This is a genomic window from Streptomyces sp. NA04227 (assembly GCF_013364195.1).
GTDB lineage: Bacteria > Actinomycetota > Actinomycetes > Streptomycetales > Streptomycetaceae > Streptomyces.
In genome coordinates this window covers 5000652-5027327 of record NZ_CP054918.1, presented here as the reverse complement: position 1 = coordinate 5027327, position 26676 = coordinate 5000652, and the positions used below count along the sequence as shown (strand labels likewise).

Here is a 26676-nt window from a genome sequence, read left to right as displayed (position 1 = left end):
CGTCGAGGTCGTGTGTTCGCCGGGCTGACCCGGTGTGCCTCGTACGCTTCGTGCGCCTCGTACGCCGATGTGGGAGGTCGGTGCGTGCGGGCGGCTGTGGCGTGCGGGCAGCCGTGGCCCGTGTGGGCGGCCGTGGCGTGCGGGCGGCCGTGGCCCGTGCGCAGGGGTCCGGCCGCGCGGGCGAACTGCCGCTGGCCGTCGTACGGTCGAGTCATGCGCATTGTCATCGCCGGAGGTCATGGTCAGATCGCGCTGCGGCTTGAGCGGCTGCTCGCCGCGCGCGGTGACGAGGTGGCGGGGCTCATCCGTACGCCCGGACAGGGCGACGCCCTGCGGGCCGCGGGGGCCGAACCGCTCGTCTGCGACCTGGAGTCGGCGTCGCTGGACGAGGTCACCGGACATCTCCGGGGCGCCGACGCGGCGGTCTTCGCCGCGGGCGCGGGACCGGGCAGCGGGGCCGCGCGCAAGGTGACCGTCGACCGGGACGCCGCCGTGCTGTTCGCGGACGCCGCGGTACGGGCGGGAGTCCGGCGGCATGTGGTGGTCTCGGCCATGCGGGCCGACCCGGAGCACCGGGGCGAGGAGGTCTTCGACGCCTATCTGCGCGCGAAGGGCGAGGCCGACGCGTATGTGACGGCACAGACCGCGCTCGACTGGACCATCCTGCGCCCGGGCATCCTCACCGACGACGCCGGAACCGGCACGGTCCGCCTCGCCGCCGCCACCGGCCGCGGCCCGGTCCCGCGCGACGACGTCGCCGCCGTGCTCGCCGAACTCCTCGAAACCCCGGCCACCGCCGGTCTCACCCTGGAACTCATCAGCGGCGGCGACTCGGTTCCGGTCGCGGTACGGGCGGTTTCGGGGAACTGAGCGCGGCCGGGAGCGCCCACCGCGGCGATGAGTTCCGGCCCGGCCGCGAGTCCTTACTGGTGACCGTCATCGCGCCGTCGTACGACGGCGCGCCCGGCACGAGACACCGCACACCGCGGAGGACACCATGACGACCACCCCGGACGGACCGGCCACGCCGAACGATCGACCGGCCGCGCCGAACGATGGACCGGCCACACCGAATGATGGCCCGGCCACGCCGAACGAACCGACGGCCCCGCGCCCCGGCCTCCCGCCCGTGGTCGATCTGGCCACCTGGCAGACCGCCCGTGACGAACTGCTTGTCCGCGAGAAGGCCCACACCCACGAGGGCGACGCGATCGCCGCGGCCCGGCGCAGGCTGCCGATGGTGGAGTTCGACGGGACGGTCGAGGTCGTCGGGCCCGACGGCCCGGTCCCCTTCCTGGACCTGTTCCAGGGCCGCGACGAGCTCGTGGTCTACAAGCACATGTGGTACGACGGAGCGCCGCACCAGGGACAGTGCGAGGGCTGCACCACCACGGCCTGGCATCTGGACGACGCCGCCTACCTCAACGCCCGCGGCGTCTCGTTCGCCGTCCTGACCACCGGCCGCGCCGACGAAGTGGCCGCCTACGTCGCGTTCATGGGCTACACCCAGCCCTGGTACTCGGTACGCGACGTGGCCGAGCCGGTCGGTGGCGCGATGGGCTACCTCACCTGCTACCTGCGCGAGGGCGACCGCACGTTCCTGACCTACTCGACAACGGGCCGGGGCAACGAGCGGGTCAACTCGGCGATGGGCCTCCTCGACATGACGCCGTACGGGCGCGGCGAGGCGTGGGAGGACAACCCGGAGGGGCGGCCCGTGCTCGGCGACGTCCGCGAGGGGTACCCGGCCGAGGGCCGCCAGGCCTGCTGGTACTGGCGCTCGGACGCGGACGGAAACGCCACCTGGGGCCCGACCGGCCGTCCCGTACCGCAGTGGACCCGCCCCGGGGCGGGTCCGGTGGAGAGCCTCGGCCGCCAGGACGGGCCCCACTGAAAGGCGGGCTTACGGCCGCGCCGAGCGGCGACCCCACTGAGCGGCGAACCCCACTGAAGGGCGGGCTTACGGCCACGCTGAGCCGGGCAGCGAACCCGGCGGTCGCGCTGACCGCAGACCCGGCGGTCCCACTGACCGAATGGACCCGACGGCACGTACTGACCTGCGGACCCGCCGCCCGTACCGACCCGACGCCCGCACCGACCGGCCGCCCTCGCGCCCGGCGCGTTGCCCACGACCGCTCGGACAATCCCGGCAATATCACCGTCCATGACGTATGCCACCCCCCAGTCGAACCCGTCCTCCTCGCCCTGCCCCTCGACCCGTCCTACCCCCCTCCCCTCGCTCCGGTCCGGCCCGCGACGGCGGCGGCTGCCCCTGCCGCTGGGACTCGGCGTGGCCAGGGCCCTCGGCGCCTGCGCCCTCGGGGCGTGCGCCTTCCTCGTCGGCCCGGCCACGCCCGCGCTCTCCGCCGACCAGACCGAGCCGAGCTGTGCGGGGCTCCCGGCGGGCGAGTACGCCAACCCGAACGACGCCCACTCCTTCTACGCCTGCGGGCCGCTGCGACCGGCCGAGGAGACGCCCTGCGAGCTCGACCAGCAGGGGCAACGGCTGTACTACGTCGACGGTTCGGGCCCGGACCCCACGACGAGCCGGTGCGACCGTGCCGCGGCGGCACCCAGCGACCACACCCCGACCCTGACGGCGGGCCAGGCGCGCGCCACGACGATGTACCCGTACGTGATCCACGGTCTGACCGCCACGGCCGAACGCGAGGACGGCAGCCCGCTGTTCGGGGCCGAGATCACCTTCACGGCTGCCGACGGCACCCACCTGTGCACCGCGTACACCGACCGCAACGGCAGGGCGCTCTGCGACAGCGAGCCCGTCTCGGTCAACGCCCAGACGCTGCGCCTCGGTTACGAGGCCGCCTACCCGGGCACCGAGGACGGCACCTGGAACCCGGCGCACGCCCAGGGCGGCATCACGGTCCCGAAGTAAGCGCCGCCCTCAACGGCGCGCCCCTCTCCGCGCGTTCCTGTCCTCCTACTCCCTCCTCCTGCTCCTCCCTCGTACTCCCCTCCTCAGAACTGCCGGACTTCGCCGGGTGGCTCAGAACAGCGCGAGCTGCCCGGCGAAGTCCGGCACCACGAACCCGGCCAGGTCCGGCTGACTCTCCGCCTCCCACGGCGCACGTCTCAACGAGCCGGGGCACGAGACCAGTTCACCGGGTCCGCGAGGCCCCGACGGATCATGACGGGCGAAGCGCCCCGCGACGACGGCGATCTCGCGGCGGCACTCGGGACAATTCCTGCGACGCGACGACATGCCTCCCAGTGTGCGACGCCCCACTGACACCGCCCCGGCGAAAGCCCCTGGCGCGCCCCGCTGCCGCCGCCCCATCCCCGACGGTCGGGCCCCGAACCGCCGCCCTCAACCCCGCTACCCTCAAGACCGCCGCCCTCAAGCCCACCGCCCTCAAGCCCGCCGCAGCAACTCGGCCCGGGTCTCCCTCAGTCCGCGCTCCAAAGCGCGCGTGCGCCGGGTGAGTTCCTCGACGGTCTCGTCGAGCCGACGCACCTGGCCCTGCAACTCCCGTACCGTCGCGCGCAGTTCACGTACGCGGGGATCCTCCGTGGGATCCGCCACCACGGGCGGCAGTCCGGGTGGCCCCTGCTCCAGCGTCCCCTCGGCCACGAGCAGTCCGTACGCGAGATCCACGGAACGGGGCACCAGGAGGCGCAGTCCGCGGGCCATCTCCTTGGCCTCCGGCAGCCGGTCACCGGGCCGGTACGTACCGGCCTCGATGTCCGCCCGGATCGTCGCGGCGATCTCCTCGGACGTGATGTTCTGTCGCAGCCCCTCCATGCCGGGGACGCTAGCCACCCCACCTGCGCGGCTCCGGCCGCCCGCCCGAAGCGCGGGCGAATCCTCCGCGACGATCAGGTGAAGGGCCCGTCCGAACCGCGCGTACGGTCCGAACGGCGCTCACCACGCCCCGGACGCGTACGACGAGAACGTCCGATACGGCGCAGACGTTCGAGGAGACCCGGTCGAGCCACCACGGCTCCCCCGCCGCCCCGCCCACCGCGCCCGTTCCAGTCGTCCGAAGCGCGGTCGGGTTCGCGATCAGGTTCGCGGTCACGTCCCGGCCGAGACCGCACCGCGTACCACCACCGCAGCAGGATCAGCGTCAGACACAGCGCCCCGAGCGCGCCGAGGACCAACGCGGGCCCGACCATGCCGTTGACGGCGCCCAGGACGGCGCAGCCCGCGCTGCCCGCGACGAGGATGCAGAGGTTGAAGGTCTCCCAGCCGAAGGTGCCGCTCTCCCGCGCCACCAGGTCGTCGAACTCGCGGCCCGCCTGCTCCTCGTAGCGCTGCCGGGCGCGCGCGAGGGCGAGGGTGTGCCCGACGTGGTTCATCCCTTCCGGGATCGACTCCTCCTCGTAGCCGCGCCGTTCCCGGCGCCGTTCCCGCCGCCGGTCGCGGAGGGCGGCGAGGGCGGAGAGCGGGTTACGCGCCATGTGCCGTCCCTCCTCCCGTACGGGGCCGCTGCCCGAGCCGCACCATGACTACGCCAACGCCAGGGTCGCACCGAGGAACTCGGCCAGGCTCTGCAGCGAGCGCACATGCGGGGTGGTGAGGTCGGTGTCCCCGGGAGCGTCGACGGCCAGGACGCCGAACTCCCGGGAGCCCGCCACCACCGGCACCGCGATCACCGAGCGATAGCGGGCGCCGGACTGGTCGACCTTGCTGACCAGTCCGGTGTCCGCGCCCGCGTGATACGGGGCCCTGCCCTCCAGGACGTCGTGCAGGAAGTGGCTCCCGGCGGAGCCGTCGATCTTGCCGCGCGGGCTGTAGGGGCGGCCCGCCCAGTCCTCCAGGGTGAACTCGTGCCGCGTCGGGTCGGTGAGGCGGTAGAAGGCGCTGCGGGCGGTGGGCAGTCCTGCGGGGTCGAGCGGTGCGGTCAGGGTGGCGGCGCCGACGAGCACCGCGCGGAGGATCTTGGTGGATTCACCGGACTGGGCCGCCGTGAGAGCGGCGGGCGGGGTGGCGGTGGTGGCCGCGTAGGCCTGCGCGTACTCGTGCGCGAGTTTGCCGAGCGGTTCGGAGAGGTCCGCCAGAACGTCGTTGTACCAGAGGCGGAGTTGGCCCGCCGTCCGGCGCGCCTCCTCGCGGGCCTTGGTCTTCTCCCGCTCGTTGAGCGCGGTCTCGCTCGCCGTCACGAGCACGACGACCAGGGCTGCCGCCGCTCCCATCCACAGCGCGCTGTCGCGGTCCTTGAACTTCTCGTCCCCGGCGAGCACCGAGGACACGAACACGCCCGCGGCCAGCACGCTGGACAGCGTCAGCAGAAAGATCTTCAACCAGTACTTGCGAAGCCAGGCCATCCCACCCCACTGCCCCCGTTCCCGGGCTTCCTTCGCCACCGGGTACGGGCCCAATTGTAGGGAGCGGAATGGGAGTTGACCGTGCGCGGCGAACGCGTGGGCATACAGGTGGACATACAGAGAGACCCCCTCCGCTCCACGTTTCCGTGGACCGGAGGGGGTCTTCCCCTGAAGTGGCGGCGCCAGGATTCGAACCTGGGAAGGCGAAGCCGGCAGATTTACAGTCTGCTCCCTTTGGCCGCTCGGGCACACCGCCGGGGTTGCTGCCTGGTGAACCGCGCTTTTCGCGCCGTTCCGTGGCAACGACGTAAACGATACCCGATCCCCCGGGGTGCTTCGCCACTCGGTTGACCGGCGGATGGATCACTCGGCGGCCCGGGTCCCGCGCGGGCCGTCAAGAGCGCCCCGCCTGCGAGAACCGTGCCGCAGGGCGACCGGTTCCCGGATCCGACTCCTCTAGGCTTTGTGGGATGCGGCGCAGCTCGATGGCCGCCCCGACGCACCCTAAGGAGCCACAGGACATGGCCGACTCCAGTTTCGACATCGTCTCGAAGGTCGAGCGGCAGGAGGTCGACAACGCCCTCAACCAGGCAGCCAAGGAGATCTCGCAGCGGTACGACTTCAAGAACGTGGGCGCCTCGATCGCCTGGTCCGGCGAGAAGATTCTGATGGAGGCCAACTCCGAGGACAGGGTCAACGCCATCCTCGACGTCTTCCAGACCAAGTTGGTCAAGCGCGGTATCTCGCTGAAGTCGCTGGACGCGGGTGAGCCGCAGCTGTCCGGCAAGGAGTACAAGATCTTCGCCTCCATCGAGGAGGGGATCTCCCAGGACAACGCGAAGAAGGTCGCGAAGATCATCCGCGACGAGGGCCCGAAGGGCATCAAGGCGCAGGTGCAGGGCGAGGAGCTGCGGGTCACCTCCAAGAGCCGTGACGATCTGCAGGCCGTGATCGCCCTCCTCAAGGGCAAGGACTTCGACTTCGCGCTGCAGTTCGTGAACTACCGGTAGAAGCGGAGGCCCGCGCGCAGCCGGGCAGTCGTGAACCGCCGGGCATGCGTGAACCACCGAGGGATCGTGAACCGCCGAGGAATCGTGAACTGCCGGTAACCCGGCCCCCGTACCGGACGCAAGCCCGGCGCCGTACAGTGCGGCGCCGGGTTTGCGTCGTGTCGGCTCCGGGCGCGCTCCGGCCGGGCCGGGCCGCCGCCGTACCGAGGACGGAGAACGGACCATGTCCGACCAGCTCAGGCGCACCATGGGGGTGCCCGACGCGGTGGTGATCGGGCTCGGGTCGATGGTCGGGGCGGGGGTGTTCGCGGCGTTCGCGCCCGCGGCGCGCGCGGCCGGGTCCTGGCTGCTGCCCGCGCTGGCCCTTGCCGCCCTCGTCGCCTACTGCAACGCCATGTCCTCGGCCCGCCTGGCCGCACGTTATCCGCGCTCCGGCGGGACGTATGTGTACGGGCGGGAGCGGCTCGGGCCGTTCTGGGGGTGGCTGGCGGGCTGGGCCTTCGTGGTCGGGAAGACGGCGTCCTGTGCCGCGATGGCGCTCACGGTCGGCGCGTACCTGTGGCCGGAGCAGGCGCACGCGGTCGCCGTCGCGGCGGTCGTCGTACTCACCGCGCTGAACTGCCTGGGCGTACAGAAGTCGCTCTGGCTGACCCGGGTGATCGTCGCCGTTGTCCTTGCCGTACTGGCGGTCGTGGCCGTTGTCTGTCTCGGCTCGTCCGAGGCGGCGGCCGACCGGCTCACCAGCGGTGGCCCGGCGGGCTCCGGGGGTGTATCCGGACTGCTCGAAGGTGCCGGGCTGCTGTTCTTCGCCTTCGCCGGGTACGCGCGGATCGCCACCCTCGGCGAGGAGGTGCGCGAGCCCGCGCGCACGATTCCGCGCGCGATCCCGCTCGCCCTCGGCCTGGCCCTGCTCGTCTACGCGACCCTCGCGGTGGCCGCGCTCTCCGTGCTCGGGCCCGACGGTCTCGGCGCGGCCGGTGCGCCGTTGTCCGACGCGGTGCGCGCCGCGGGGGTGCCCGAACTCGCGCCGGTGGTACGGGCCGGAGCGGCGCTGGCCGCCCTCGGCTCGCTGCTCTCCCTCGTCCTCGGTGTCTCGCGGACCTCGCTCGCGATGGCCCGCGACGGTCATCTGCCGAAGGCGCTCGCGCACGTCGACCCGCGGTTCCAGGTGCCGCGCCGGGCCGAACTCCTGGTGGGCGCGGTGGTCGCCGTGGTCGCCGCCACGGCGGATGTGCGCGGCGCCATCGGCTTCTCGTCCTTCGGCGTGCTCGTCTACTACGCGATCGCCAATGCCTCGGCCTGGACGCTCGGCTCGCACCGGGTGCTGCCCGCGGTCGGGCTCGCCGGATGCCTGGTGCTCGCCTGTGCGCTGCCCGCCGGATCGGTACTGCCGGGTGCGGCCGTACTGGCGGCGGGGGCGGCGCTCTACTTCCTGCGGAGGCGGCGCGGCGGCGGGGCTACCAGCGCGTCGTAGCGAACGCCTGGTCGGTACTGACGACTTCGCGGCCCAGTGGCATCAGCGAGATGGGGATCAGCTTGAAGTTCGCGAAGCCGAGCGGGATGCCGATGATCGTCAGGCACTGCACGATGCCGGTGGTGATGTGCGCGAGCGCCAGCCACCAGCCCGCGAGCACGATCCACAGGATGTTGCCGACGAGCGAGGGCGCCCCGGCGTCGGGCCGTTCGACGGTGGTCCGGCCGAAGGGCCACAGTGCGTAACCGGCGATCCGGAACGAGGCGATGCCGAACGGGATGCCGATGATGGTGATGCAGAGGATGAGCCCGGCGAGCAGATAGGCCAGGAAGAGCCAGAATCCGCTCAGCACGAGCCAGATGACGTTGAGGATTGTTTTCATCGCTGGGGACCTGCCATCTTTTCGAGGCGGGCGATGCGCTCCGCCATCGGGGGGTGGGTCGAGAACAGCTTCGTCATACCACCGCCGCGCCGGAAGGGGTTGGCGATCATCATGTGGCTGGCCGTCTCCACCCGCGGTTCGGGGGCCAGCGGTAGTTGTTTGGTGCCCGCCTCCAGTTTGCGCAGGGCGCTGGCGAGGGCGAGCGGATCGCCGGTGAGCTGCGCCCCGGAGGCGTCGGCCTCGTACTCGCGGGAGCGGCTGATGGCGAGCTGGATGATCGAGGCGGCGAGCGGGCCGAGCAGCATGATCAGGAGCATGCCGAAGATGCCGGGGCCCTCGTCGTTGTCCGAGCGGCCGATGGGGATCAGCCACGCGAAGTTGACCAGGAACATGATCACCGAGGCCAGGGCTCCCGCGACCGAGGAGATCAGGATGTCCCGGTTGTAGACATGGCTCAGCTCGTGCCCGATGACGCCGCGCAGCTCGCGCTCGTCGAGGATGCGCAGAATGCCTTCCGTACAGCAGACCGCGGCGTTGCGCGGATTGCGGCCGGTGGCGAAGGCGTTCGGCGCCTCGGTCGGCGAGATGTACAGGCGCGGCATGGGCTGGCGTGCCTGGGTGGAGAGCTCGCGGACCATCCGGTAGAGCGCGGGCGCCTCGAACTCGCTGACCGGGCGCGCGCGCATGGCCCGCAGCGCCATCTTGTCGCTGTTCCAGTACGCGTACGCGTTGGTGCCAAGAGCCACCACGACCGCGATGATCAGTCCGGTACGCCCGAAGAAGCTGCCCAGAAGAATGATGAGCGCGGACAGTCCCCCGAGGAGTACCGCGGTTCTCAGCCCGTTGTGCCGGCGGTGCACGGAACGCCCTCCTGTTGCCTCGCGCAGGGAAACCCGCTGCTGACCCGATTGCTTGCCTTCCACCTTCCAGTGGACCCTCCCGTACTGGTCAACGCCAGGCGAGGACCGCCAGTTCCCCGGTCGGCCGGGAACGCGCACGTGGGGAGGGTGGGCCGGGCGGGTGACGGTGGGGCGGAGGTGCGGGAGGGACGGGAGCGGCGGCCCCCGGAACGCCTTTAGAAGAGGCCCATATCGGCGAACCGGAGCACGATCTGCGGGGCGCCGGAGAGGGCGACGGCCACCACGGCGGTCGCCGCGAGGGCGAGGGTGAGGGGTGCGGGGACGCGGTGCTTGGGTGCGGCGCCGACGGGCGTGCCGCCCGCCGGGGTACCGGCTCGCGCTCCGGACTCCGCGCCCGCGTGGGCGCCCGCTTCCACGCCCGCGCCCGTGGGCTCCTCGGCTCCCGCGGCCTGCGGCGCGCGGAACAGCACCGCCGTCCACCGCAGGTAGTAGACGAGGGCGATCACCACGTTCACGCCCATCAGGACGGCCAGCCAGCCGAGGCCCGCGTCGACGGCGGTGGCGAAGACGGCGACCTTGGCGAAGAGCCCGATGATGCCGGGCGGCAGACCGGCCAGGCACAGCAGGAAGAAGCCGAGCAGCAGGGCCATCAGGGGGCGCGTGGCGTACAGGCCGCGGAAGTCGGAGATCCGCGCCGACGGCTTCGTACGGGCGAGGACGGCGACCACCGCGAACGCGCCGAGGTTCACCGCCGCGTACATCAGGGCGTACGCGAGGGTCGAGCCGATGGTGCGCCGGCCGTCGTCGGTGTAGGCGGCCGCGGCGAGCGGGACGAGCAGATAGCCCGCCTGTCCGACCGAGGACCAGGCCAGCATCCGTACGGCGCTGAAGGCGCGGTCGGCGCGCTGGCGCAGGGCGGCCACATTGCCGACGGTCATGGTGAGCGCGGCGAGGACGGCCAGGGCCGGGCCCCAGATGTCGTGCCCGTAGGAGGGGAAGGCGACGACCGTCACCAGGATGAGTCCGGAGAAGCCGACCGCCTTGCCGACCACCGAGAGGTAGGCGGCGATCGGCAGGGGGGCGCCGACATAGGTGTCGGGGACCCAGAAGTGGAAGGGCGCCGCGGCGGTCTTGAAGGCGAAGCCGACCAGGGTGAGGACGACGCCGGTACGGGCGAGGGTCTCCAACTGCGCGTCGACGTCCGCGATGTCGGTGGCGATCTCGGTGAGGAAGAGGCTGCCGGTGGTCGCGTACACGAAGCTGATGCCGAGCAGCGACACGGCGGTGGCGGTGACCGAGGACAGGAAGAACTTCAGCGCCGCCTCGGTGCTCCGGCGGTCCCCGCGGCGCAGGCCGACCAGCGCGAACGCGGGCAGCGAGGCGACTTCGAGGGCGACGACGAGGGTCGCCAGGTCGCGGGAGGCGGGCAGCAGGGCGGCGCCCGCGGCGGAGCTGAGCAGCAGGAACCAGTACTCGCCCGCCGGGAGCGGCTCACCGGAGCGCGCGCCGGTGGTACCGGGCGCGGTGGCGCCCTTCCCCGCGCGGGCGTGCGGCTTCGAGTCCCGGATGGTCGTCATGGAGAGCAGCGCGGTGAGCAGGGCGCCGCCTAGCACCAGGAGCTGGACGACCAGGGCGAACCTGTCCGCCGTGTAGCTGCACACGTCCGGCTTGCCCTGGAGGCAGAAGGCGTCCCGGTCGCCGTCCAGGAGCGGGAGCAGGGACAGCCCGGCGAGCACGAGTCCGGCGATCGAGATCCAGCCGAGCAGCGGCTTGCGCGCGGTGGGCAGGAAGAGGTCGGCGACCAGGACCACGAGCGCGGCGACGGCGGTCACGGTGGGCGGCGCGATGGCGAGCCAGTCGATGGACTGCACCGCCGACTGCGCGAGGCCGGTGGTCCCCGACTGCGCGAAGCCGGTGGCCGCCGACTCCGCGAGGCCGCCCGCGGCGGGCCCCGTCACGGCAAGGTCGGTCATGACGCGCCTCCGGCGAGCAGCTTCTGGACCGCCGGGTCGGTGAGGCCGAGCAGCACTGCGGGCCACAGTCCGGCGACGACGGTGAGAACGACGAGCGGGGACCAGGCCGCGAGTTCGTAGCCGCGGACCTCGGCGAACTCCGGCGCCTTCTCCGGGACCGCGCCCATGCACACCCGGCGCACGACGACGAGCAGGTACGCGGCGGTGAGCAGGGTGCCGAATCCGGCGAGCGCGGTGTAGGTGAGGAAGGCGCCCCGGTGCAGGCCCTCCGCGGGGTCGAAGGAGCCGAACATCGCGAGCATCTCGCCCCAGAATCCGGCGAGTCCGGGCAGTCCGAGCGAGGCGACGGCGGCGAAGGCGAGCAGTCCGCCGAAGCGGGGGGCGCGGCCGTACAGGGCGGCGCCGGTCTCCTTCGCCAGGGCGTCCAGGTCGCTGCTGCCGGTGCGGTCCTTGAGGGCGCCGACCAGGAAGAAGAGCAGGCCGGTGATGAGGCCGTGGGCGATGTTGGCGAACAGCGCGCCGTTGACCCCGGTCGGCGTCATCGAGGCGATACCGAGCAGGACGAAGCCCATGTGCCCGACGGACGAGTACGCGATGAGCCGCTTGAGGTCGCCGCCCGCGCCCTGCCGGGCCAGCGCGAGACAGGCCAGCGAGCCGTAGATGATGCCGACCACCGCGAAGGCGGCCAGATAGGGCGCGAAGGTCTCCGCGCCCTCGGGCACCACCGGCAGCAGGATGCGGACGAAGCCGTACGTGCCCATCTTCAGCATGACGCCGGCGAGCAGCACCGAGCCGACCGTGGGGGCGGCGGTGTGGGCGTCCGGCAGCCAGGTGTGCAGGGGCCACATCGGGGTCTTCACGGCGAGCCCGATACCGATCGACAAAGCGGCGATGACCTGCACGGATGTGCTCAGCGAGCGGCCGTTGTCAGAGGCGAGTGCCACCATGTCGAAGGTGCCGGAATCAATGCCCACGAGCAGCAGCCCGAGGAGCATGACGACGGAGCCGAGCAGGGTGTAGAGGATGAACTTCCAGGCCGCAGCGGCCCTGCCCTCGCCGCCCCAGCGGGCGATGAGGAAGTACATCGGGATGAGCACCATCTCGAAGGCCAGGAAGAACAGCAGCAGGTCGAGGACGGCGAAGGTGGCGAGGGTGCCGGACTCGAGGACGAGTACCAGGGCCACGAAGGCCTTGGGGGCGGGCCCCTCGGGGCGCTTGAAGTAGCTGTAGAGCGCGCACAGGAAGGTGAGCAGCGCGGTCAGGACGACAAGGGGGAGCGAGATGCCGTCGACACCGAGGTGGAGACGTACGTCGAGCGCCGGGATCCAGCTGATATCGGTGCTGGCCTGGATCTTCGACGGGTGGTCGTGGTCGAAGCCGAGGGCGAGGACCACCGCGGCGAGGAGCACCGCGCCGGTGACGACGACGCCGTGGCGCAGTACGGCCTGTTCGGGGGATTTCCCCTTCAGTCCGGGCGGGGCGGGCAGCAGGGCCGCGGCGGCGCCGATGAGCGGGCCGACCACGATCAACGCGAGAAGAAGCTGCATCACGGACGAACTGATATCGATCACGGCTCACGACCCCGCGTTGACGTTGGCAAGGACGACCACGGCGAGCGCCAGGACCAGGGAGCCGGCGAGCAGTGCGCTGACGTAGGTCTGGACGTTGCCGGTCTGCGCGCGGCGTACGGCGGCGCCGAACCATCGGGGCGCGGTGGCGGCGGCCCGTACGTAGGTGTCGACGACCTCGCGGTCCAGGAAGGCCACGAGCCGCGCGGCCTGTTTGACGGGGCGTACGAACAGCGCGCTGTAGACGGCGTCCAGGTGGAAGCCCGCGGCGGCGGGCTTGTGCAGCGGGCCGAGCAGCAGCCTGCCCGGGTCGGCCGGGTCGGGTGCGGAGGCGATGTTGCCGTACACCTGCTCGTGGGCGGCGATGGCCTCGGCCTCGACCTCGGCGGGGCTCTCCGAAGGGTGCGCGGTGACGGCGCCGATGGGGAACCGTGCGGCCATGGCGGTGGTGTGCCGCCAGGTGCCGTAGGTGACCAGACCGCCGACGAGTGCCAGGCCGGTGCCCAGTACGGAGGTGGTCAGGGTCGGGTTGAGCGAGTGTCCGTCGAACCAGTCCGGGAGGACGCCGACGGCGAGACCGAAGGCGAGGGAGGGGAGGGCGAGAACCCATAGCACCAGGTTCATCACCACCGGCTCCTTGCCGTGGGCGCCTGCCTCGGCCGCCTCGGCGGCGGCCTTGCCGTTCGGTACCGGACCGGCGAGCGGGGAGTGGAAGGTGAGCAGCCACAACCGGGTCGCGTAGGCGGCGGTGAGCAGTGCGGTGCCCAGGCCCGCGACGAGCACGATCCAGCCCGCCGCGCCCGGCACCTGGCTCTCGTGACCGGTGGCCGCGTGCTCGGCCGCACCGAGCACGGCCTCCTTGGAGAAGAAGCCGCTGAAGGGCGGCATCGCCGCGAGCGCGAGCAGGGCGACGGTCATCGTCCAGTAGGCGTCGGGGATCCGGTCCTTGAGGCCGCGCATACGGGACATGGCGGCGAGCGAGTTGGTACCGGCCGCGTGGATCACGACACCGGCCGCGAGGAAGAGCAGCGCCTTGAAGGCACCGTGCGACAGGAGGTGGAAGACGGCGGCGCCGCGCTCGCCGACGGCGAGGGCGCCGGTCATGTAGCCGAGCTGACCGATCGTCGAGTACGCGAGGACCCGTTTGATGTCGTCCTGGGCGAGGGCGGCGATGCCGGAGCCGACCATGGTCACCGCCGCCATCACGGCGAGTACGACCAAGGCGGCCTCGGAGGAGACGAAGACCGGGAGGAGCCGGGCGATGAAGTAGACACCGGCCGCGACCATGGTCGCGGCGTGGATCAGTGCCGAGACCGGGGTGGGGCCCGCCATGGCGTCGGGCAGCCAGGTGTGCAGCGGGAACTGCGCCGACTTGCCCGCGACTCCGGCGAGCAGCAGCAGGGCGATGACCGTGGGGTGGTCGAGGCCGCCGTTCGCGACGGTGCCGAGGATCCGGGTGATCCGGAACGACCCCGCCTCGGTGGCCAGGGCGAACAGACCGATCAGGAACGGGACGTCGCCGAGCTTGGTGACCAGGAAGGCCTTCAGCGAGGCGGCCCGCGCCTCGGGGGTCTCCCAGTAGTGGCCGACCAGGAAGTACGAGCAGATGCCCATGATCTCCCAGCCGACCAGGAGCACCATCAGGTCGCCGGAGTAGACGACGAGCAGCATCGCGGAGGTGAACAGCGAGACGATCGCGGCGTACGAGGGGTAGCGGGGGTCGTTCCGCAGATAGCCGGTCGAGTAGAGCTGCACACAGGTGGCGACGACACCGACGAGCACGGCCACGAGGGCGGCGAAACCGTCGATGTGCAGGGCGAGTTCGATCGGTACCGAACCGGTCGGGGTGAGCTCGCGGGCCGCGGCGACCGGGCTGTTGCCGCCCTGCCGGACGGCGACGGTGACCGCGAGGACGGCCGCCGCCAGGGTGGGCAGTACCGCGAGCGGCCGTACGAAGCCGGGGGCGGTGCGGCCGAGCAGCAGTCCGGCGAGGGCGCCGAGGGCGGGCAGCAGCGGGACGAGTACGGCGAGGGTCGTGGTGGTCACGCGGCGGCCTCAGTCCTGTCTGCCGTGCCGGGGGCGTCCGCGGCGGTCCCGGTGCCGTCGGGGCCCACGATGTCGTCAGGGTCGTGGGGGTCGTCCGGGCCGTGGCCCTCGGCCGTGTCCCGGAGGCGGTCGATGTCGGAGGTGCCCCGGGCGCGGTAGACCGCGAGGACGACGGCGAGACCGATACCGATCTCGGCGGCCGCGATGGCGATGATGAACAGGGTCAGCGCCTGGCCGGAGTGCAGGGTGTCCTCGGCGGTCTGGGCGAACCACGCGTCGAAGGCGACCAGGTTCAGGTTGACGGCGTTGAGCATCAGCTCGACCGACATCAGCACCAGGATCGCGTTGCGCCGGGCCAGGACTCCGTAGAGGCCGGTGCAGAAGAGGAGCGCGGACAGCACCGCGGGATAGGCGAGGTGCATCAGCGCTGCTCCTCCTCGTTGGCGGGGGCGTCTCCCCGAGTAGGGACGTCGGCGGGGGCGTTGCCCGAAGCGGGGGTGTGCGCCGGGGTGCTGCCCGGCGTGGCGGCGCGGGCGCGGCCGTCGGCCGGGCGGGTCGGGGCCGGTGCGGCGCCGGTGCCCGTGCGACCGCCGTCGGCGCCGCCCGGTGTCTCGCCCTCCGCGTTCTTGCGGGAGATGACGATGGCGCCGACGAGGGCGGCCAGCAGCAGCACGGACAGGGCCTCGAAGGGGAGCACCCAGCCCCGGAACAGGCTCTCTCCGGTGAGTCTGGTGCTGCCCTGGGGAGCGCCTTCGAGGTCGATCCAGGTGGTACGGAAGGCGTCCACCACGACCCAGATCAGCGCGGCGGCCGCGGCGACGGCGACACCGAGGGCGACCCAGCGGTTCTCCGAGTCGGCGTCCGGGGACGGGCCGATGGGCGCCCTGGTGAGCATGAGACCGAAGAGCAGGAGGACGACGACGGAACCGACGTAGATCAGTACCTGGACCCAGGCGATGAACTCGGCGGTGAGCAGGAGGTATTCGACGGCGAGTCCGCCGAGCGCGACGACCAGCCAGAGCGCCGCGTGCACAAGGCGCCGGGTGGTGACGGTGACCACGGCCGCGCCGAAGGTCACCAGGCCGACGAGCAGGAAGGTGACCTCCACACCGGTCGGGGACAGAAACCCGTGCGTCTGGGCCGCGAGGCCCACGTGGCTCACCTGGCTCAGGTCACTCACGCCGTTCCTCCCTGCGGGCCGGACTCTTCGGGGCCGCTCTTCCGGTCGCTCTCGGGAGCGTCGGCGGGGCGGGCATCGGCGTCGGAGCCAGTGCCCGTGGCGCTGCCCGTGCCGGTGTCGGCACCGGTTCCGCTGCCCGTGCCGGTGTCGGCACCGGTTCCGGTAGCCGTGCCGGTGCCGTTGTCCGTGTCGGTCGCGGCGTTGGGGTCCGCTGCCTCCGCGCCTTCGGCGGCCTGTGCCTCCCGGGCGGCCTCCGCCTCGGCCGCCAGCTTGTCCGCGGTCTTGCGGGCGGCGGCGAGTTCCTTGGGTTCCTCGGCGCGCGGGTCGAGGGCGGGCGGCTCGGGGACGGTCCACATCCAGTCGCGGAGCTTGTCGCGCTCGTGGGTGAGTTCGCGGATGTCGGTCTCGGCGTACTCGAACTCCGGCGACCAGAAGAGGGCGTCGAAGGGGCAGACCTCGATGCAGATACCGCAGTACATGCACAGCGCGAAGTCGATGGCGAAACGGTCGAGCACATTGCGGCTGCGCTCGCGCCCGCCCGGAGTGGCGGCCGGGACCGTCTCCTTGTGGGAGTCGATATAGATGCACCAGTCCGGGCACTCACGGGCGCAGAGCATGCAGACCGTGCAGTTCTCCTCGAACAGGCCGATCACTCCGCGGGTGCGGGGCGGCAGTTGGGGCAGCGCGTCGGGGTACTGCGCGGTGACGGTCTTCTTCGTCATCGTGCGCAGGGTGACGGCAAGCCCCTTCGCGAGGCCCGAGCCGGGGAACCGCGAGCGGCGCGCGGGGTTGTCGGCGCGCGCCGTGGACCCGGCGGAAGCCTGGGACGGGTGCGCGTGCTGGTGTCCCTCGTGCGAGGAGTGGGTGTGCGTGTGGTCGTGCGACGAGGACGGCGAGTGCGGCGAGGATTCGGTCATGGTTACTCGATCACCACCTTGACGACGCCGGTGAGGGCGATCTGGGCGAGGGCGAGCGGGACGAGCAGCGTCCAGGAGAGCTTCTGGAGCTGGTCCTCACGCAGCCGGGGATAGGTGACGCGCAACCAGATGACGAGGAAGGCGAGTACGGCCGTCTTCAGCAGCGTCCACACCCAGCCGATGTCGGCGCCCCACGGTCCCTGCCAGCCGCCGAGGAAGAGGACGGTGGTCAGTCCGCACAGGACGACGATGCCCGCGTACTCGGCGAGCAGGAAGAGCGCGAAGCGCAGGCCGGTGTACTCGGTGTACGCGCCGAAGATGATCTCCGAGTCGGCGACCGGCATGTCGAACGGCGGGCGCTGGAGTTCGGCCAGACCGGCGATGAAGAAGACCAGCGCGCCGACGATCTGCCAGGGCAGCCACCACCACTCGAAGGCGTCCACGATCCCGGGCAGCGAGACCGTGCCCGCGGCCATCGCGACCGAGGCGGCGGCGAGCAGCATGGGCAGCTCGTACGCGAGGAGCTGCGCGGCCGTGCGCAGACCGCCGAGCAGCGAGAACTTGTTCGCGGACGCCCACCCGGCCATCAGCGAGCCGAGCACGCCGACACCCATCACGGCCAGGACGAAGAAGATGCCCGCGTCAATGACCTCGCCGACCGCCCCGTCGCCCTTGCCGACCGGGATGGCGAGGAGGACGAGCAGGTACGGCAGCAGCGCGACAGCGGGCGCGAGCTGGAAGATCCGCCGGTCGGCACCCGCCGGGACCACGTCCTCCTTCTGCGCGAACTTCACGCCGTCGGCGACGAGTTGGGCCCACCCGTGGAAACCGCCCGCGTACATGGGGCCGAGCCGCCCCTGCATGTGCGCCATCACCTTGTGCTCGGTCTGGCCCACGACCAGCGGCAGCACGAGGAATGCGACGAAGACGATCAGAAGTCGCAGCGCGACGTCGAGCACGTCGTTCACTGCGTACCTCCGGGGGCTTCCGGGTCGGGGGTGGGGTCGGGCTCGCGGGTGGGGCGGGGGTCTTCGGCGTCCGTGGACTCGCTGTCCGTGGACTCCTGGTCCTTGGACTCGCGGTCCGTGGACTCGCGATCCCTGGACTCGCGATCCCTGGACTCGCGATCCCTGGACTCGCTGTCCGGGGCGGTCACTTCGGCCTGGCCCGCCTCGGGTGCGCCGGACTTTCCGCCATCGGACGGCGGCGCAGGAGGCGGCGGTTTCTCGCCACCACCCGAGGGCTCGGGAGCGGCCGGTTTCTCCTCGGCGACTGCCTCTGGGGCCTTGTCGGCCTTCTCAAGCTTCTCGACAGGTTCCTCTGCGGCCTTCTCGGCAGCTGTCTCCGGGGCCTTGGCGTCAGCCTTCTCGTCGGCAGCCTTCGCGTCGGACTTCGCGTCGGACTTCTCGGCGTCAGCCTTCGCCTCGGCCTTCGCGCCGCTCTCCCCCGCCGAACTCTCGGACTCGTCGAAGGCCGGTCGCGCCTGGTGCCACGGAGCATCGGACGCGGCACCCGCCGAAGCGGCACCCGAACCCTCACCAGCACCCGCGCCGCCCGTACCGGAACCCGTGTCCGTACCGGAACCCGCGCCCGTACCGGCACCAGCACCGTTCCCCGCGCCAATCTCCCGCGCCTGACTGACCGACCCCTCGGCCGCCGTCCGCGCCCGGCGCGCAGGCCGCTCGGTACCGGCGCGCCCAGCCGCGGGCGCGCCCTCGGCGGCACCCGTAGCGCCGGCCTCCGTGCCCGTCTCCGTGCTCGCGCCCGCGCCGGCCGCACGCCCCGCGCCCCGCGCCGCAGCCCGCGCGCCCCGCTCGGCAGCGCCACCGGCCGCACGTTCCGCTCCGGCCGCACGACCCGCACCACCGGCACCCGCCGCACGCCCCGCCCCCCGGGCAGGCCGAGCCGGAGCAGGCGGCAACTGCCCCTTGAGCGGCCCCCATTCATTGGGATCGGGGACACCGGGCGGCAGCATCTGACGGCGCTTGGGCCCGCCGTGTTCGGACTCCCCGGGCTCCTTGGCACCCGGCCAGGCCTTGGCCACGCGGGCGGCGAGGACGAAGTCCTTGCGCAGGGGGTGGCCCTCGAAGTTCTCGGGGAGCAGCAGCGGTTCGAGGTGCGGGTGGCCCTCGAAGACGACGCCGAACATCTCGTGGGTCTCGCGCTCGTGCCAGCCCGCGCCCGCGTAGATACCGACGGCGGTGGGCAGTACGGGCGCCTCGTGCGCGACGGTGGTGCGGACCAGGAGGCGGCGCACCGGAGCGAGGGCCACGACGTGCGCGGCGACGCGGAAGCCGGTGCCGGGCTCGTCGACGGCGCTCAGCCAGTCGAAATACGTGCAGCCCAGGGTGTCCCGGGCGGTGGTGAGCGCCTCGGTCCAGCGCTCGGGCGGGACGTCGACGGTGAGGACGTCGTAGCTCTCCTCCGCCGTGGCGCCCTCGCCGAAGAGTTCCTCGACGGGTGCGGTCAGCCAGCCGGTCACCGGTCGCCCTCCCCCGGTACGGGCGGCTTGACCAGGCCGCTCTGCAACTGGGCGGTGGACGGGCGGGCGGTGGCCGCCCGCTTGCCGTACCGGTCCCGCAGCGACTCCTCGGCGATCTTCTCCTGGAGCTTGAGGATGCCCTGGAGCAGCGCCTCGGGCCGGGGCGGGCAGCCGGGCACGTACACGTCGACGGGGATGATCTGGTCGACGCCCTTGGTCACCGAGTACGAGTCCCAGTACGGGCCGCCGCAGTTGGAGCAGGCGCCGAAGGAGATCACGTACTTGGGCTCGGGCATCTGCTCGTAGAGCCGCTTGACCGCCGGGGCCATCTTGTCGGTGACCGTGCCGGAGACGATCATCAGGTCGGCCTGGCGCGGGCCCGGCGCGAACGGGATGACGCCGAGCCGGATGAAGTCGTGCCGTGCCATGGAGGCGGCGATGAACTCGATGGCGCAGCAGGCGAGTCCGAAGTTGAAGACCCAGAGGCTGTAGCGGCGGCCCCAGTTGAGGACCACCTTCATCGGCTCGGGCGCGAGCCGCGAGAGCACGCCGAGTTTGCCGCGGCCGGTGGCCGGGACGCGTACCGGGTCGGGCAGGTCCTGTGCGGTGGCGCCGTGGGGTGCGGCGTTCCCGGCCGCCCCGGCGCCCGGGGTTTCGGTCACATCCATGAGAGGACTCCCTTCTTCCAGGCGTAGAGCAGCCCTATGGCGAGGAAGCCGAGGAAGACGAACATCTCGACCAGGGTGGCGGCGCCGAAGGCGGGCGCGGCGAAGACCGTCGCCCAGGGGAACAGGAAGATCGAGTCGACGGCGAAGATCACGTAGAGGAAGGCGTACACGTAGTAGCGGACCTGGGTGTGCGCCCAGCCCTCGCCGACCGGGTCGACGCCGCACTCGTAGGTGAGCAGCTTCTCGGGGGTCGGCACCATCGGCCGCAGCAGCCGGTTCGCGCCGAAGGCGACGGCCACGAACAGCACGCCGACCAGGGCGAGCAGCCCGACGGTCGAATACGACGCGAAATAGCCTGCGGCGAGAACGGTCGGTTCCTGCACGTCCGCTCCTCGCTCCTCGGCCCGGCGCTCTCGCGCCCGCGCTCGATCTGTCCGACAACCTGTACGCACGGGAGTCTAGGCCCTGCTAAGGGCAGGGTAAGCAGGCCGTCTCACGTGCTGGTCCGGGAGATGGGCACACCTGGGCGGGGGACGGCCCGCTCGCGGGTGGCAGGGGTGGCGGCAGGGGGTCGCGACCGGGGTACTTCGGCGCGCGTCCGCCGCGTGGCGTCGAGCGGGACGTCAGGCGGGTCGTCAAGTGCGGCGTCAAGTGGCGGGCGGAATCGGGCCGGTGGGCCGGAGCAGGTACGGCGGTGAGCGGGAAGCGCTGCCGGCCGGTGAGCGGGAAGCGGTACCGGCCGGTGCGCGGGAAGGCGCACCGCCGGTGGCCGGGAAGGGTGGGGTTAACCCCAGCTGAACCGGCCGGTGCACCTCATGGCGCCGCGGCGCGCGGCCGGGCAGGCTGTCCGCCATGACCGCACGCACGCTCACCACGACACGGAGCGGCGAGGCGGACGGCCAGGACCGTCCGCCGCAGCCACGCTTCGCCTTCGACGCCTTCACCTGGAAGGAGATCGCGCATCTCCTGCTGAACCTGCCGACGGCGCTGATCGGGTTCGTGTACGCGGTGACGGTGCTGTCCACCGGCGCGTTCCTGACGGTGACCCTGATCGGTCTGCCGCTGCTGGCGCTCGGCCTGCTCGGGGCCCGGCAGCTCGGCAAGGCGGAGCGGGCGCGGGCGCGGAAGCTGCTCGGGCTGCGGATCGACGAGCCGAGCCCGCTGCCGCGCCGTGACCAGGAGTTCCTGACCCGCCTGTGGGCCCAGCTCAAGGACACGGTGGCCTGGCGGACGATGCTGTACGAGTTCATCCGGCTGCCGTGGGGTGTGCTGACGTTCGCCCTCGTACTCGTCTCGCTGTTCGTGCTGTGGCCGGTGCTGCCGTTCCTGGCGCGCGGGCTCAGCAACGTCGACCGGATGCTCATCCGGGGACTGCTCTCGCCCTCGGACGAGTTGGAGCGGCGGATCGCCGAACTGGAGTCGGACCGGGGTGTGGTCGTGGACACCGCGGCCGCCGATCTGCGCCGTATCGAACGCGATCTGCACGACGGCGCCCAGGCCCGCCTGGTGAATCTGGCCATGGGCCTCGGCCTGGCCAAGGAGAAGCTTCTGGAGGACCCCGACGGGGCGGCCCAGATGGTGGACGAGGCGCACGGCGAGGTGAAGCTCGCCCTTCAGGAGCTGCGCGATCTGGCCCGCGGCATCCACCCGGCCGTCCTCACCGACCGGGGCCTGGACGCCGCGCTGTCCTCGGTGGCCTCGCGCTGCACCGTGCCGGTGACGGTCACGGCCTCGCTGCCGAGCCGTCCGGTGGCGGCGATCGAGGGCATCGCGTACTTCACGGTCTCCGAACTGCTGCAGAACATCAGCAAGCACAGCGGCGCGAGCGCGGCGACGGTGGATGTGTGGCGGTCCGAGGACCGGCTGCTCATCCAGGTCTCGGACAACGGCCGGGGCGGGGCGAATCTGGACGGCGGTACGGGCATGGCCGGTCTCGCCGACCGGCTCGGGGCGGTGGACGGTCTGTTCGTCATCGACTCCCCCGAGGGCGGGCCGACCACCGTCACGGCCGAACTGCCGTGGCGGGACCGCGTCGAGGAGCCCACGCGGGACGACGTCCGGCGGGGGTAGGGAAAACCCCCGGCCGAAGAGACCGACGCACCGCATGGTCCGCGGCCGCGTCCGGGAGGACTGTGGAGTGGGCCGGTCGACGGGCGACGGCCGGGAGTGAAGCGGCCAGGCCAGGAGCGCACCGGCCAGGGAAGAAACGGAAGTGAGCGATGTCCAGCGAGTACGGACAGGGGTACGGCCGCGGGCATGGGTTCGGCGCGGCGGACGGGTCCGGGGTCGGTCCGGCGGGCGGGGCCCGGCACCGGGTCCCCGCGGTGCTGCGCGCGCCTGTCGAGGGGCGGACGCTGCGGGAGCTGGGCTACCAGGTGGTCGGGCTGCCGATCTCGGTGGTGGTGTTCAGCTTCGCGGTGACCATGTTCGCGCTCGGGGTCGGGCTGCTCGTGACCTTCCTCGGCATCCCGGTGCTCGCGCTCGGCCTGTTCGCGCTGCGCGGATTCGGCGCACTGGAGCGTGCGCGGGCGCGCGGGCTGCTCGGGCTCCAGGTGGCCGCCCCGGCGCCGCTGCGGCCTGCGAAGAACTCGCCGTTCTCGTGGATGGGCGCGGTGCTCAAGAGCGGCAGCTCGTGGCGGCATCTGCTGTACGCGGTCCTGCACATGCCCTGGTCGGTGTTCGCCTTCAGCCTGTCGGTGTCCCTGTGGACGTACGGCTGGGCGGCGCTCACCTACCCGCTCTGGCACTGGGCGCTGCCGGTCTACGCGGGGGTGGACGGGATCCAGCTCTACGGGGACGAGCGGCACAGCGTCTATCTGGACAACCCCTTCGAGCTGACGGTCACCGCGCTCGTCGGCCTGCTCCTGACGCTGGCGACGCCGTGGATGATCCGCAGTCTGACGATGGTGGACCGGCTGCTGGTCTCCGGGCTGCTCGGCCCCTCGCAGGTGGAGAACCGGGTGGTGGAGCTGGAGTCGGACCGGGGTGTGGTGGTGGACACCGCGGCCGCCGATCTGCGCCGTATCGAACGCGATCTGCACGACGGCGCCCAGGCCCGCCTGGTGAGCCTGGCCATGGACCTGGGCCTGGCGAAGGAGAAGCTGGCCGAGGACCCTGAGGCCGCGGCCCGGATGGTGGACGAGGCGCACGGCGAGGTGAAGACCGCGCTCCAGGAGCTGCGCGATCTGGCCCGCGGCATCCACCCGGCCGTCCTCACCGACCGCGGTCTGGACGCCGCCCTCTCCGCGGTCGCCTCGCGCTGCGCGGTCCCTGTCCTGGTGGAGGTCGACCTGCCCAGCCGCCCGGCCGCCGCGATCGAGGGCATCGCCTACTTCACCGCCTCCGAACTGCTGCAGAACATCAGCAAGCACGCCCGCGCGACCCAGGCCACGATCGACGTCTGGAGGGTGGACGACCGGCTGATGCTCCAGGTCATCGACGACGGGGTGGGCGGCGCCGACGTCACCGCGGGCTCCGGCCTCTCCGGTCTCGCCGAGCGGCTCGACGCGGTCGACGGCATCCTCGTCGTCGACTCCCCGCCGGGCGGACCGACCCGGGTCGTGGCCGAACTCCCCTGGCGGCGCTGAGCGGAGCGCGTACGGGGAGTGCCTACGGGAGCGCGTACGCGGGCGTGGGCGCGCGGCGCACGTACGCGGGCGCCCGAGCGGCGGGAGGATCCCGCGCCCGGCACCACCCGCACACCCCCGTGCCACCCCCCGCTCCCCCACTCACACCCCGTCCGCCCCCTGACAGCTCCGCTCCGCCACCTCAATCCGGCCACTGGACTTCGGCCCGGGCCGCCCGCACGGCAGGCTTTGTCCGGCCCGGGCGCACACGGATCCCGCATGCTGAGATGCTTCAGTCCGGCGCCGTGGCAGCGGCGCCGTGGGACCGAGAGCTGTGGAGGACTGGGTGCGGGTGGTCATCGCCGAGGATTCGGTGCTGCTGAGGGAGGGCCTGACCCGGCTCCTGACCGACCGGGGCCACGAGGTGGTCGCGGGCGTCGGCGACGCCGAGGCACTGGTCAAGACGATCGGCGAACTCGCCGACCGGGACGAACTGCCGGACGTGGTGGTGGCGGACGTACGGATGCCGCCGACCCACACCGACGAGGGCGTACGCGCGGCCGTGCAACTGCGGCGCGCGCACCCTGGCCTGGGAGTGCTCGTACTGTCCCAGTACGTGGAGGAGCGGTACGCGACCGAGCTGCTCGCCGGGTCCAGCCGGGGCGTGGGCTACCTGCTCAAGGACCGGGTCGCCGAGGTGCGGGAGTTCGTGGACGCGGTGGTCCGGGTCGCCGAGGGCGGCACCGCGCTCGACCCGGAGGTGGTGGCGCAGCTTCTGGGCCGAAGCCGCAAACAGGACGTCCTCGCCGGACTGACGCCCCGGGAGCGCGAGGTCCTCGGGCTGATGGCCGAGGGCCGGACCAACTCCGCGGTCGCCAAGCAGCTGGTCGTGAGCGACGGAGCGGTGGAGAAGCACGTGAGCAACATTTTCCTGAAACTGGGGCTCTCGCCGAGTGAAGGCGACCACCGGCGCGTGCTCGCCGTACTGACCTATCTCAATTCCTGAGCGGAACCGGACGGGCCGGACCGGGGAGCGGCACTCGACAGCGCGGAGCGGAACAGAAGGCTACGTCCGAGGACCTAGAACCAATGGATGAGCGGCGGGTCACCGAAGGGTGCGCCCAGGGGGGCCGGAAATCATGGCACAACAGGACAAACGGATAGTCCGGTGTGACGACCGGGACACGGAGAACCAGGGGAAGGTAACCCTTACCCACGTATGGTGGGGCTCGGGAGGACCGGTCCGCCGGCCGCTCCCGCCGACCCGTTTCGAGGGAGGTCCAGTTCAGTGACCAGCGAGGTCAGCAGCCCGGTCGCACAGACCGCTGCCGCACAGACCGCCGCCGAGCCGACTGCCACCGAGGAGTCCGGCGCGGCGAAGGATGTCCGCCGTCTGGACCGGGTGATCATCCGGTTCGCGGGCGACTCCGGGGACGGCATGCAGCTCACCGGCGACCGCTTCACGTCCGAGACCGCGTCGTTCGGCAACGATCTGTCCACTCTGCCGAACTTCCCGGCCGAGATCCGGGCGCCCGCCGGAACACTGCCGGGGGTCTCCTCCTTCCAGCTGCACTTCGCCGACCACGACATCCTGACGCCGGGCGACGCCCCGGACGTCCTGGTGGCGATGAACCCGGCGGCCCTCAAGGCGAACCTGGCCGATGTGCCGCGCGGCGCCGAGATCATCGTGAACACGGACGAGTTCACGAAGCGGGCCATGGCGAAGGTCGGTTTCGCGGCGGCGCCGTGGGAGGACGGCTCCCTGGACGCCTTCCGCGTCCACCAGGTGCCGCTGACCACGCTGACCGTGCAGGCCCTGGAGGGCTTCGACCTCTCCCGCAAGGAGGCGGAGCGCTCGAAGAACATGTTCGCGCTCGGCCTGCTGTCGTGGATGTACCACCGGCCGACCGCGGGCACCGAGGCCTTCCTGCGCAAGAAGTTCGCGAAGAAGCCGGAGATCGCCGAGGCGAACCTGGCGGCCTACCGGGCGGGCTGGAACTTCGGCGAGACCACCGAGGACTTCGCCGTCTCCTACGAGGTGGCGCCCGCCACCGGAGCCTTCGCGCCCGGCGTGTACCGCAACATCTCCGGCAACCTGGCGCTCTCGTACGGCCTGGTCGCGGCCGGGCAGCAGGCGGACCTGCCGCTGTACCTGGGCTCGTACCCGATCACCCCGGCCTCGGACATCCTGCACGAGCTGTCCAAGCACAAGAACTTCGGCGTCCGCACCTTCCAGGCGGAGGACGAGATCGCCGGGATCGGCGCCGCGCTCGGTGCCGCCTTCGGCGGCGCGCTCGCGGTGACCACCACCTCGGGCCCCGGTGTCGCGCTCAAGTCGGAGACGATCGGCCTCGCGGTCTCCCTCGAACTGCCGCTCCTTGTCATCGACATCCAGCGCGGTGGCCCGTCCACCGGACTGCCGACCAAGACCGAGCAGGCGGACCTGCTCCAGGCGATGTACGGACGCAACGGCGAGGCACCGGTCCCGGTGATCGCCCCGCGCACGCCCGCGGACTGCTTCGACGCCGCACTGGACGCGGCCCGGATCGCGCTGACCTACCGCACGCCGGTGTTCCTGCTCTCCGACGGCTACCTGGCCAACGGCTCCGAGCCGTGGCGGGTGCCCGAGCCGGACGAACTGCCCGATCTGCGCGTGCAGTTCGCACAGGGACCCAACCACACACTGGCCGACGGCACCGAGGTGTTCTGGCCGTACAAGCGCGACGAACACACGCTCGCGCGGCCGTGGGCGGTGCCCGGTACGCCCGGTCTGGAACACCGGATCGGCGGCATCGAGAAGCAGGACGGCACCGGCAACATCTCCTACGACCCGGCCAACCACGACCACATGGTGCGCACCCGCCAGGCCAAGATCGACGGGATCGAGGTCCCGGATCTTGCCGTGGACGACCCCTCGGGGCAGGCACGGGTGCTCGTGCTCGGCTGGGGCTCGACGTACGGACCGATCACCGCGGCCGTACGCAGGCTGCGCGGCGCCGGTGAGGTCATCGCCCAGGCGCACCTGCGGCACCTGAACCCGTTCCCGGCCAACCTCGGCGCGGTGCTCGCCGCCTACGACAAGGTGATCGTGCCGGAGATGAACCTGGGCCAGCTCAACACGCTGATCCGGGCCAGGTTCCTGACCGACACCCGGTCGTACACGCAGGTCAGCGGCATGCCGTTCAAGGCCGAACAACTCGCCACGGTCTTCAAGGAGTCCCTCGATGGCTGAGATCCTCACCGAGACGCCTCTCACCGGCG

Annotated in this window: 25 protein-coding genes and 1 tRNA gene; 9 read left to right on the top strand and 17 right to left on the bottom strand. The window is 71.9% G+C overall.

The window, feature by feature from the left end; translation table 11 throughout:
* Positions 1-213: 213 nt before the first annotated feature.
* The 3 genes from HUT18_RS21535 (at position 214) to HUT18_RS21525 (ending at position 2896) form a co-directional block, all read left to right on the top strand.
* The gene (locus tag HUT18_RS21535) at positions 214-870 is read left to right on the top strand and encodes an NAD(P)H-binding protein (protein WP_176102220.1); all 657 of its coding nucleotides are present in this window, start codon (positions 214-216) and stop codon (positions 868-870) included.
* Positions 871-1129: 259 nt separating this feature from the next.
* Complete coding sequence (locus HUT18_RS21530; RefSeq protein ID WP_254878742.1) at positions 1130-1894, top strand: DUF899 family protein; 765 nt, start codon at positions 1130-1132, stop codon at positions 1892-1894.
* A gap of 396 nt (positions 1895-2290) precedes the next feature.
* Positions 2291-2896: a hypothetical protein gene (locus tag HUT18_RS21525; RefSeq protein ID WP_176102218.1), complete on the top strand. Its 606-nt coding sequence runs from the start codon at positions 2291-2293 to the stop codon at positions 2894-2896.
* Between the two features lie 111 nt (positions 2897-3007).
* Here HUT18_RS21525 and HUT18_RS21520 read toward each other — a convergent pair whose 3' ends face one another.
* From HUT18_RS21520 to HUT18_RS21500, 5 genes are all read right to left on the bottom strand, one after another.
* Positions 3008-3223: a hypothetical protein gene (locus HUT18_RS21520; protein WP_176102217.1), complete on the bottom strand. Its 216-nt coding sequence runs from the start codon at positions 3221-3223 to the stop codon at positions 3008-3010.
* Positions 3224-3373: 150 nt separating this feature from the next.
* Complete coding sequence (locus HUT18_RS21515) at positions 3374-3763, bottom strand: GntR family transcriptional regulator (protein ID WP_176102216.1); 390 nt, start codon at positions 3761-3763, stop codon at positions 3374-3376.
* Positions 3764-3837: 74 nt separating this feature from the next.
* On the bottom strand, positions 3838-4422 hold the full coding sequence (locus HUT18_RS21510; RefSeq protein WP_176102215.1) for a hypothetical protein: 585 nt from the start codon (positions 4420-4422) through the stop codon (positions 3838-3840).
* 48 nt (positions 4423-4470) lie between these two features.
* Positions 4471-5328 (bottom strand): GAF domain-containing protein, encoded by an 858-nt coding sequence (locus HUT18_RS21505; RefSeq protein ID WP_176102214.1) that lies wholly within the window; start codon positions 5326-5328, stop codon positions 4471-4473.
* 135 nt (positions 5329-5463) lie between these two features.
* A tRNA-Tyr gene (locus tag HUT18_RS21500) sits at positions 5464-5545 on the bottom strand.
* Positions 5546-5810: 265 nt separating this feature from the next.
* Between HUT18_RS21500 and HUT18_RS21495 the strand changes: the two genes are divergently transcribed.
* The gene (locus tag HUT18_RS21495; protein ID WP_176102213.1) at positions 5811-6299 is read left to right on the top strand and encodes a YajQ family cyclic di-GMP-binding protein; all 489 of its coding nucleotides are present in this window, start codon (positions 5811-5813) and stop codon (positions 6297-6299) included.
* Positions 6300-6522: 223 nt separating this feature from the next.
* On the top strand, positions 6523-7773 hold the full coding sequence (locus HUT18_RS21490) for an APC family permease (protein ID WP_176102212.1): 1251 nt from the start codon (positions 6523-6525) through the stop codon (positions 7771-7773).
* On the opposite strand, the gene HUT18_RS21485 is transcribed toward HUT18_RS21490, so the two are convergent.
* The 12 genes from HUT18_RS21485 to HUT18_RS21430 form a co-directional block, all read right to left on the bottom strand.
* On the bottom strand, positions 7757-8155 hold the full coding sequence (locus HUT18_RS21485) for a YccF domain-containing protein (protein WP_176102211.1): 399 nt from the start codon (positions 8153-8155) through the stop codon (positions 7757-7759). The genes HUT18_RS21490 and HUT18_RS21485 overlap by 17 nt on opposite strands.
* Entirely contained in the window at positions 8152-9015 is an 864-nt protein-coding gene (gene htpX, locus HUT18_RS21480) for a zinc metalloprotease HtpX (protein ID WP_176102210.1), read from the bottom strand. The genes HUT18_RS21485 and htpX overlap by 4 nt, the downstream gene beginning before the upstream one ends.
* Before the next feature lie 215 nt (positions 9016-9230).
* Positions 9231-10988, bottom strand: coding sequence for an NADH-quinone oxidoreductase subunit N (locus tag HUT18_RS21475; RefSeq protein ID WP_176102209.1), 1758 nt, complete (start codon positions 10986-10988; stop codon positions 9231-9233).
* Positions 10985-12559, bottom strand: a complete 1575-nt coding sequence (locus HUT18_RS21470) for a NuoM family protein (RefSeq protein WP_176102208.1) — start codon at positions 12557-12559, stop codon at positions 10985-10987. Before HUT18_RS21470 ends, HUT18_RS21475 begins: the two co-directional genes overlap by 4 nt.
* Positions 12560-12562: 3 nt before the next feature.
* The gene (locus HUT18_RS21465) at positions 12563-14602 is read right to left on the bottom strand and encodes an NADH-quinone oxidoreductase subunit L (RefSeq protein ID WP_176102207.1); all 2040 of its coding nucleotides are present in this window, start codon (positions 14600-14602) and stop codon (positions 12563-12565) included.
* Entirely contained in the window at positions 14599-15024 is a 426-nt protein-coding gene (gene nuoK, locus HUT18_RS21460) for an NADH-quinone oxidoreductase subunit NuoK (protein WP_176102206.1), read from the bottom strand. The genes HUT18_RS21465 and nuoK overlap by 4 nt, the downstream gene beginning before the upstream one ends.
* Positions 15024-15755 carry an NADH-quinone oxidoreductase subunit J gene (locus tag HUT18_RS21455; RefSeq protein ID WP_176104713.1) on the bottom strand — a complete coding sequence of 244 codons (732 nt, stop codon included), beginning with the start codon at positions 15753-15755 and terminating at the stop codon, positions 15024-15026. The genes nuoK and HUT18_RS21455 overlap by 1 nt, the downstream gene beginning before the upstream one ends.
* Before the next feature lie 23 nt (positions 15756-15778).
* Positions 15779-16504: a 4Fe-4S binding protein gene (locus HUT18_RS21450; RefSeq protein ID WP_254879063.1), complete on the bottom strand. Its 726-nt coding sequence runs from the start codon at positions 16502-16504 to the stop codon at positions 15779-15781.
* Between the two features lie 197 nt (positions 16505-16701).
* The gene (locus HUT18_RS21445; protein ID WP_176102205.1) at positions 16702-17667 is read right to left on the bottom strand and encodes a complex I subunit 1 family protein; all 966 of its coding nucleotides are present in this window, start codon (positions 17665-17667) and stop codon (positions 16702-16704) included.
* Positions 17664-19181 carry an NADH-quinone oxidoreductase subunit C gene (locus HUT18_RS21440; protein WP_176102204.1) on the bottom strand — a complete coding sequence of 506 codons (1518 nt, stop codon included), beginning with the start codon at positions 19179-19181 and terminating at the stop codon, positions 17664-17666. Before HUT18_RS21440 ends, HUT18_RS21445 begins: the two co-directional genes overlap by 4 nt.
* Positions 19178-19849: an NADH-quinone oxidoreductase subunit B gene (locus tag HUT18_RS21435; RefSeq protein WP_176102203.1), complete on the bottom strand. Its 672-nt coding sequence runs from the start codon at positions 19847-19849 to the stop codon at positions 19178-19180. Before HUT18_RS21435 ends, HUT18_RS21440 begins: the two co-directional genes overlap by 4 nt.
* Positions 19840-20232: an NADH-quinone oxidoreductase subunit A gene (locus HUT18_RS21430; RefSeq protein WP_176102202.1), complete on the bottom strand. Its 393-nt coding sequence runs from the start codon at positions 20230-20232 to the stop codon at positions 19840-19842. The genes HUT18_RS21435 and HUT18_RS21430 overlap by 10 nt, the downstream gene beginning before the upstream one ends.
* A 469-nt stretch (positions 20233-20701) precedes the next feature.
* On the opposite strand from HUT18_RS21430, the gene HUT18_RS21425 reads away from it, so the two are divergent.
* The 4 genes from HUT18_RS21425 (at position 20702) to HUT18_RS21410 (ending at position 26647) form a co-directional block, all read left to right on the top strand.
* Positions 20702-21919 carry a sensor histidine kinase gene (locus HUT18_RS21425; protein WP_176102201.1) on the top strand — a complete coding sequence of 406 codons (1218 nt, stop codon included), beginning with the start codon at positions 20702-20704 and terminating at the stop codon, positions 21917-21919.
* A 149-nt stretch (positions 21920-22068) separates the two neighbouring features.
* Positions 22069-23436 (top strand): sensor histidine kinase, encoded by a 1368-nt coding sequence (locus HUT18_RS21420; protein WP_176102200.1) that lies wholly within the window; start codon positions 22069-22071, stop codon positions 23434-23436.
* Between the two features lie 325 nt (positions 23437-23761).
* On the top strand, positions 23762-24421 hold the full coding sequence (locus HUT18_RS21415; protein WP_303246583.1) for a response regulator transcription factor: 660 nt from the start codon (positions 23762-23764) through the stop codon (positions 24419-24421).
* Positions 24422-24634: 213 nt separating this feature from the next.
* Positions 24635-26647, top strand: a complete 2013-nt coding sequence (locus tag HUT18_RS21410) for a 2-oxoacid:acceptor oxidoreductase subunit alpha (RefSeq protein WP_176102198.1) — start codon at positions 24635-24637, stop codon at positions 26645-26647.
* The last annotated feature ends 29 nt before the right edge of the window (positions 26648-26676 follow it).

Excerpts from the sequence above, each read along its gene's own strand:
- HUT18_RS21515 (WP_176102216.1), bottom strand. The coding sequence starts at position 3,763 with ATGGAGGGGCTGCGACAGAACATCACGTCCGAGGAGATCGCCGCGACG.
- HUT18_RS21490 (WP_176102212.1), top strand. The coding sequence starts at position 6,523 with ATGTCCGACCAGCTCAGGCGCACCATGGGGGTGCCCGACGCGGTGGTG.
- HUT18_RS21510 (WP_176102215.1), bottom strand. The coding sequence starts at position 4,422 with ATGGCGCGTAACCCGCTCTCCGCCCTCGCCGCCCTCCGCGACCGGCGG.
- HUT18_RS21535 (WP_176102220.1), top strand. The coding sequence starts at position 214 with ATGCGCATTGTCATCGCCGGAGGTCATGGTCAGATCGCGCTGCGGCTT.
- HUT18_RS21450 (WP_254879063.1), bottom strand. The coding sequence starts at position 16,504 with ATGACGAAGAAGACCGTCACCGCGCAGTACCCCGACGCGCTGCCCCAA.
- HUT18_RS21420 (WP_176102200.1), top strand. The coding sequence starts at position 22,069 with ATGTCCAGCGAGTACGGACAGGGGTACGGCCGCGGGCATGGGTTCGGC.
- HUT18_RS21425 (WP_176102201.1), top strand. The coding sequence starts at position 20,702 with ATGACCGCACGCACGCTCACCACGACACGGAGCGGCGAGGCGGACGGC.
- HUT18_RS21520 (WP_176102217.1), bottom strand. The coding sequence starts at position 3,223 with ATGTCGTCGCGTCGCAGGAATTGTCCCGAGTGCCGCCGCGAGATCGCC.
- HUT18_RS21475 (WP_176102209.1), bottom strand. The coding sequence starts at position 10,988 with ATGACCGACCTTGCCGTGACGGGGCCCGCCGCGGGCGGCCTCGCGGAG.
- HUT18_RS21435 (WP_176102203.1), bottom strand. The coding sequence starts at position 19,849 with ATGGATGTGACCGAAACCCCGGGCGCCGGGGCGGCCGGGAACGCCGCA.
- HUT18_RS21495 (WP_176102213.1), top strand. The coding sequence starts at position 5,811 with ATGGCCGACTCCAGTTTCGACATCGTCTCGAAGGTCGAGCGGCAGGAG.
- nuoK (WP_176102206.1), bottom strand. The coding sequence starts at position 15,024 with ATGCACCTCGCCTATCCCGCGGTGCTGTCCGCGCTCCTCTTCTGCACC.
- HUT18_RS21485 (WP_176102211.1), bottom strand. The coding sequence starts at position 8,155 with ATGAAAACAATCCTCAACGTCATCTGGCTCGTGCTGAGCGGATTCTGG.
- HUT18_RS21410 (WP_176102198.1), top strand. The coding sequence starts at position 24,635 with ATGGTGGGGCTCGGGAGGACCGGTCCGCCGGCCGCTCCCGCCGACCCG.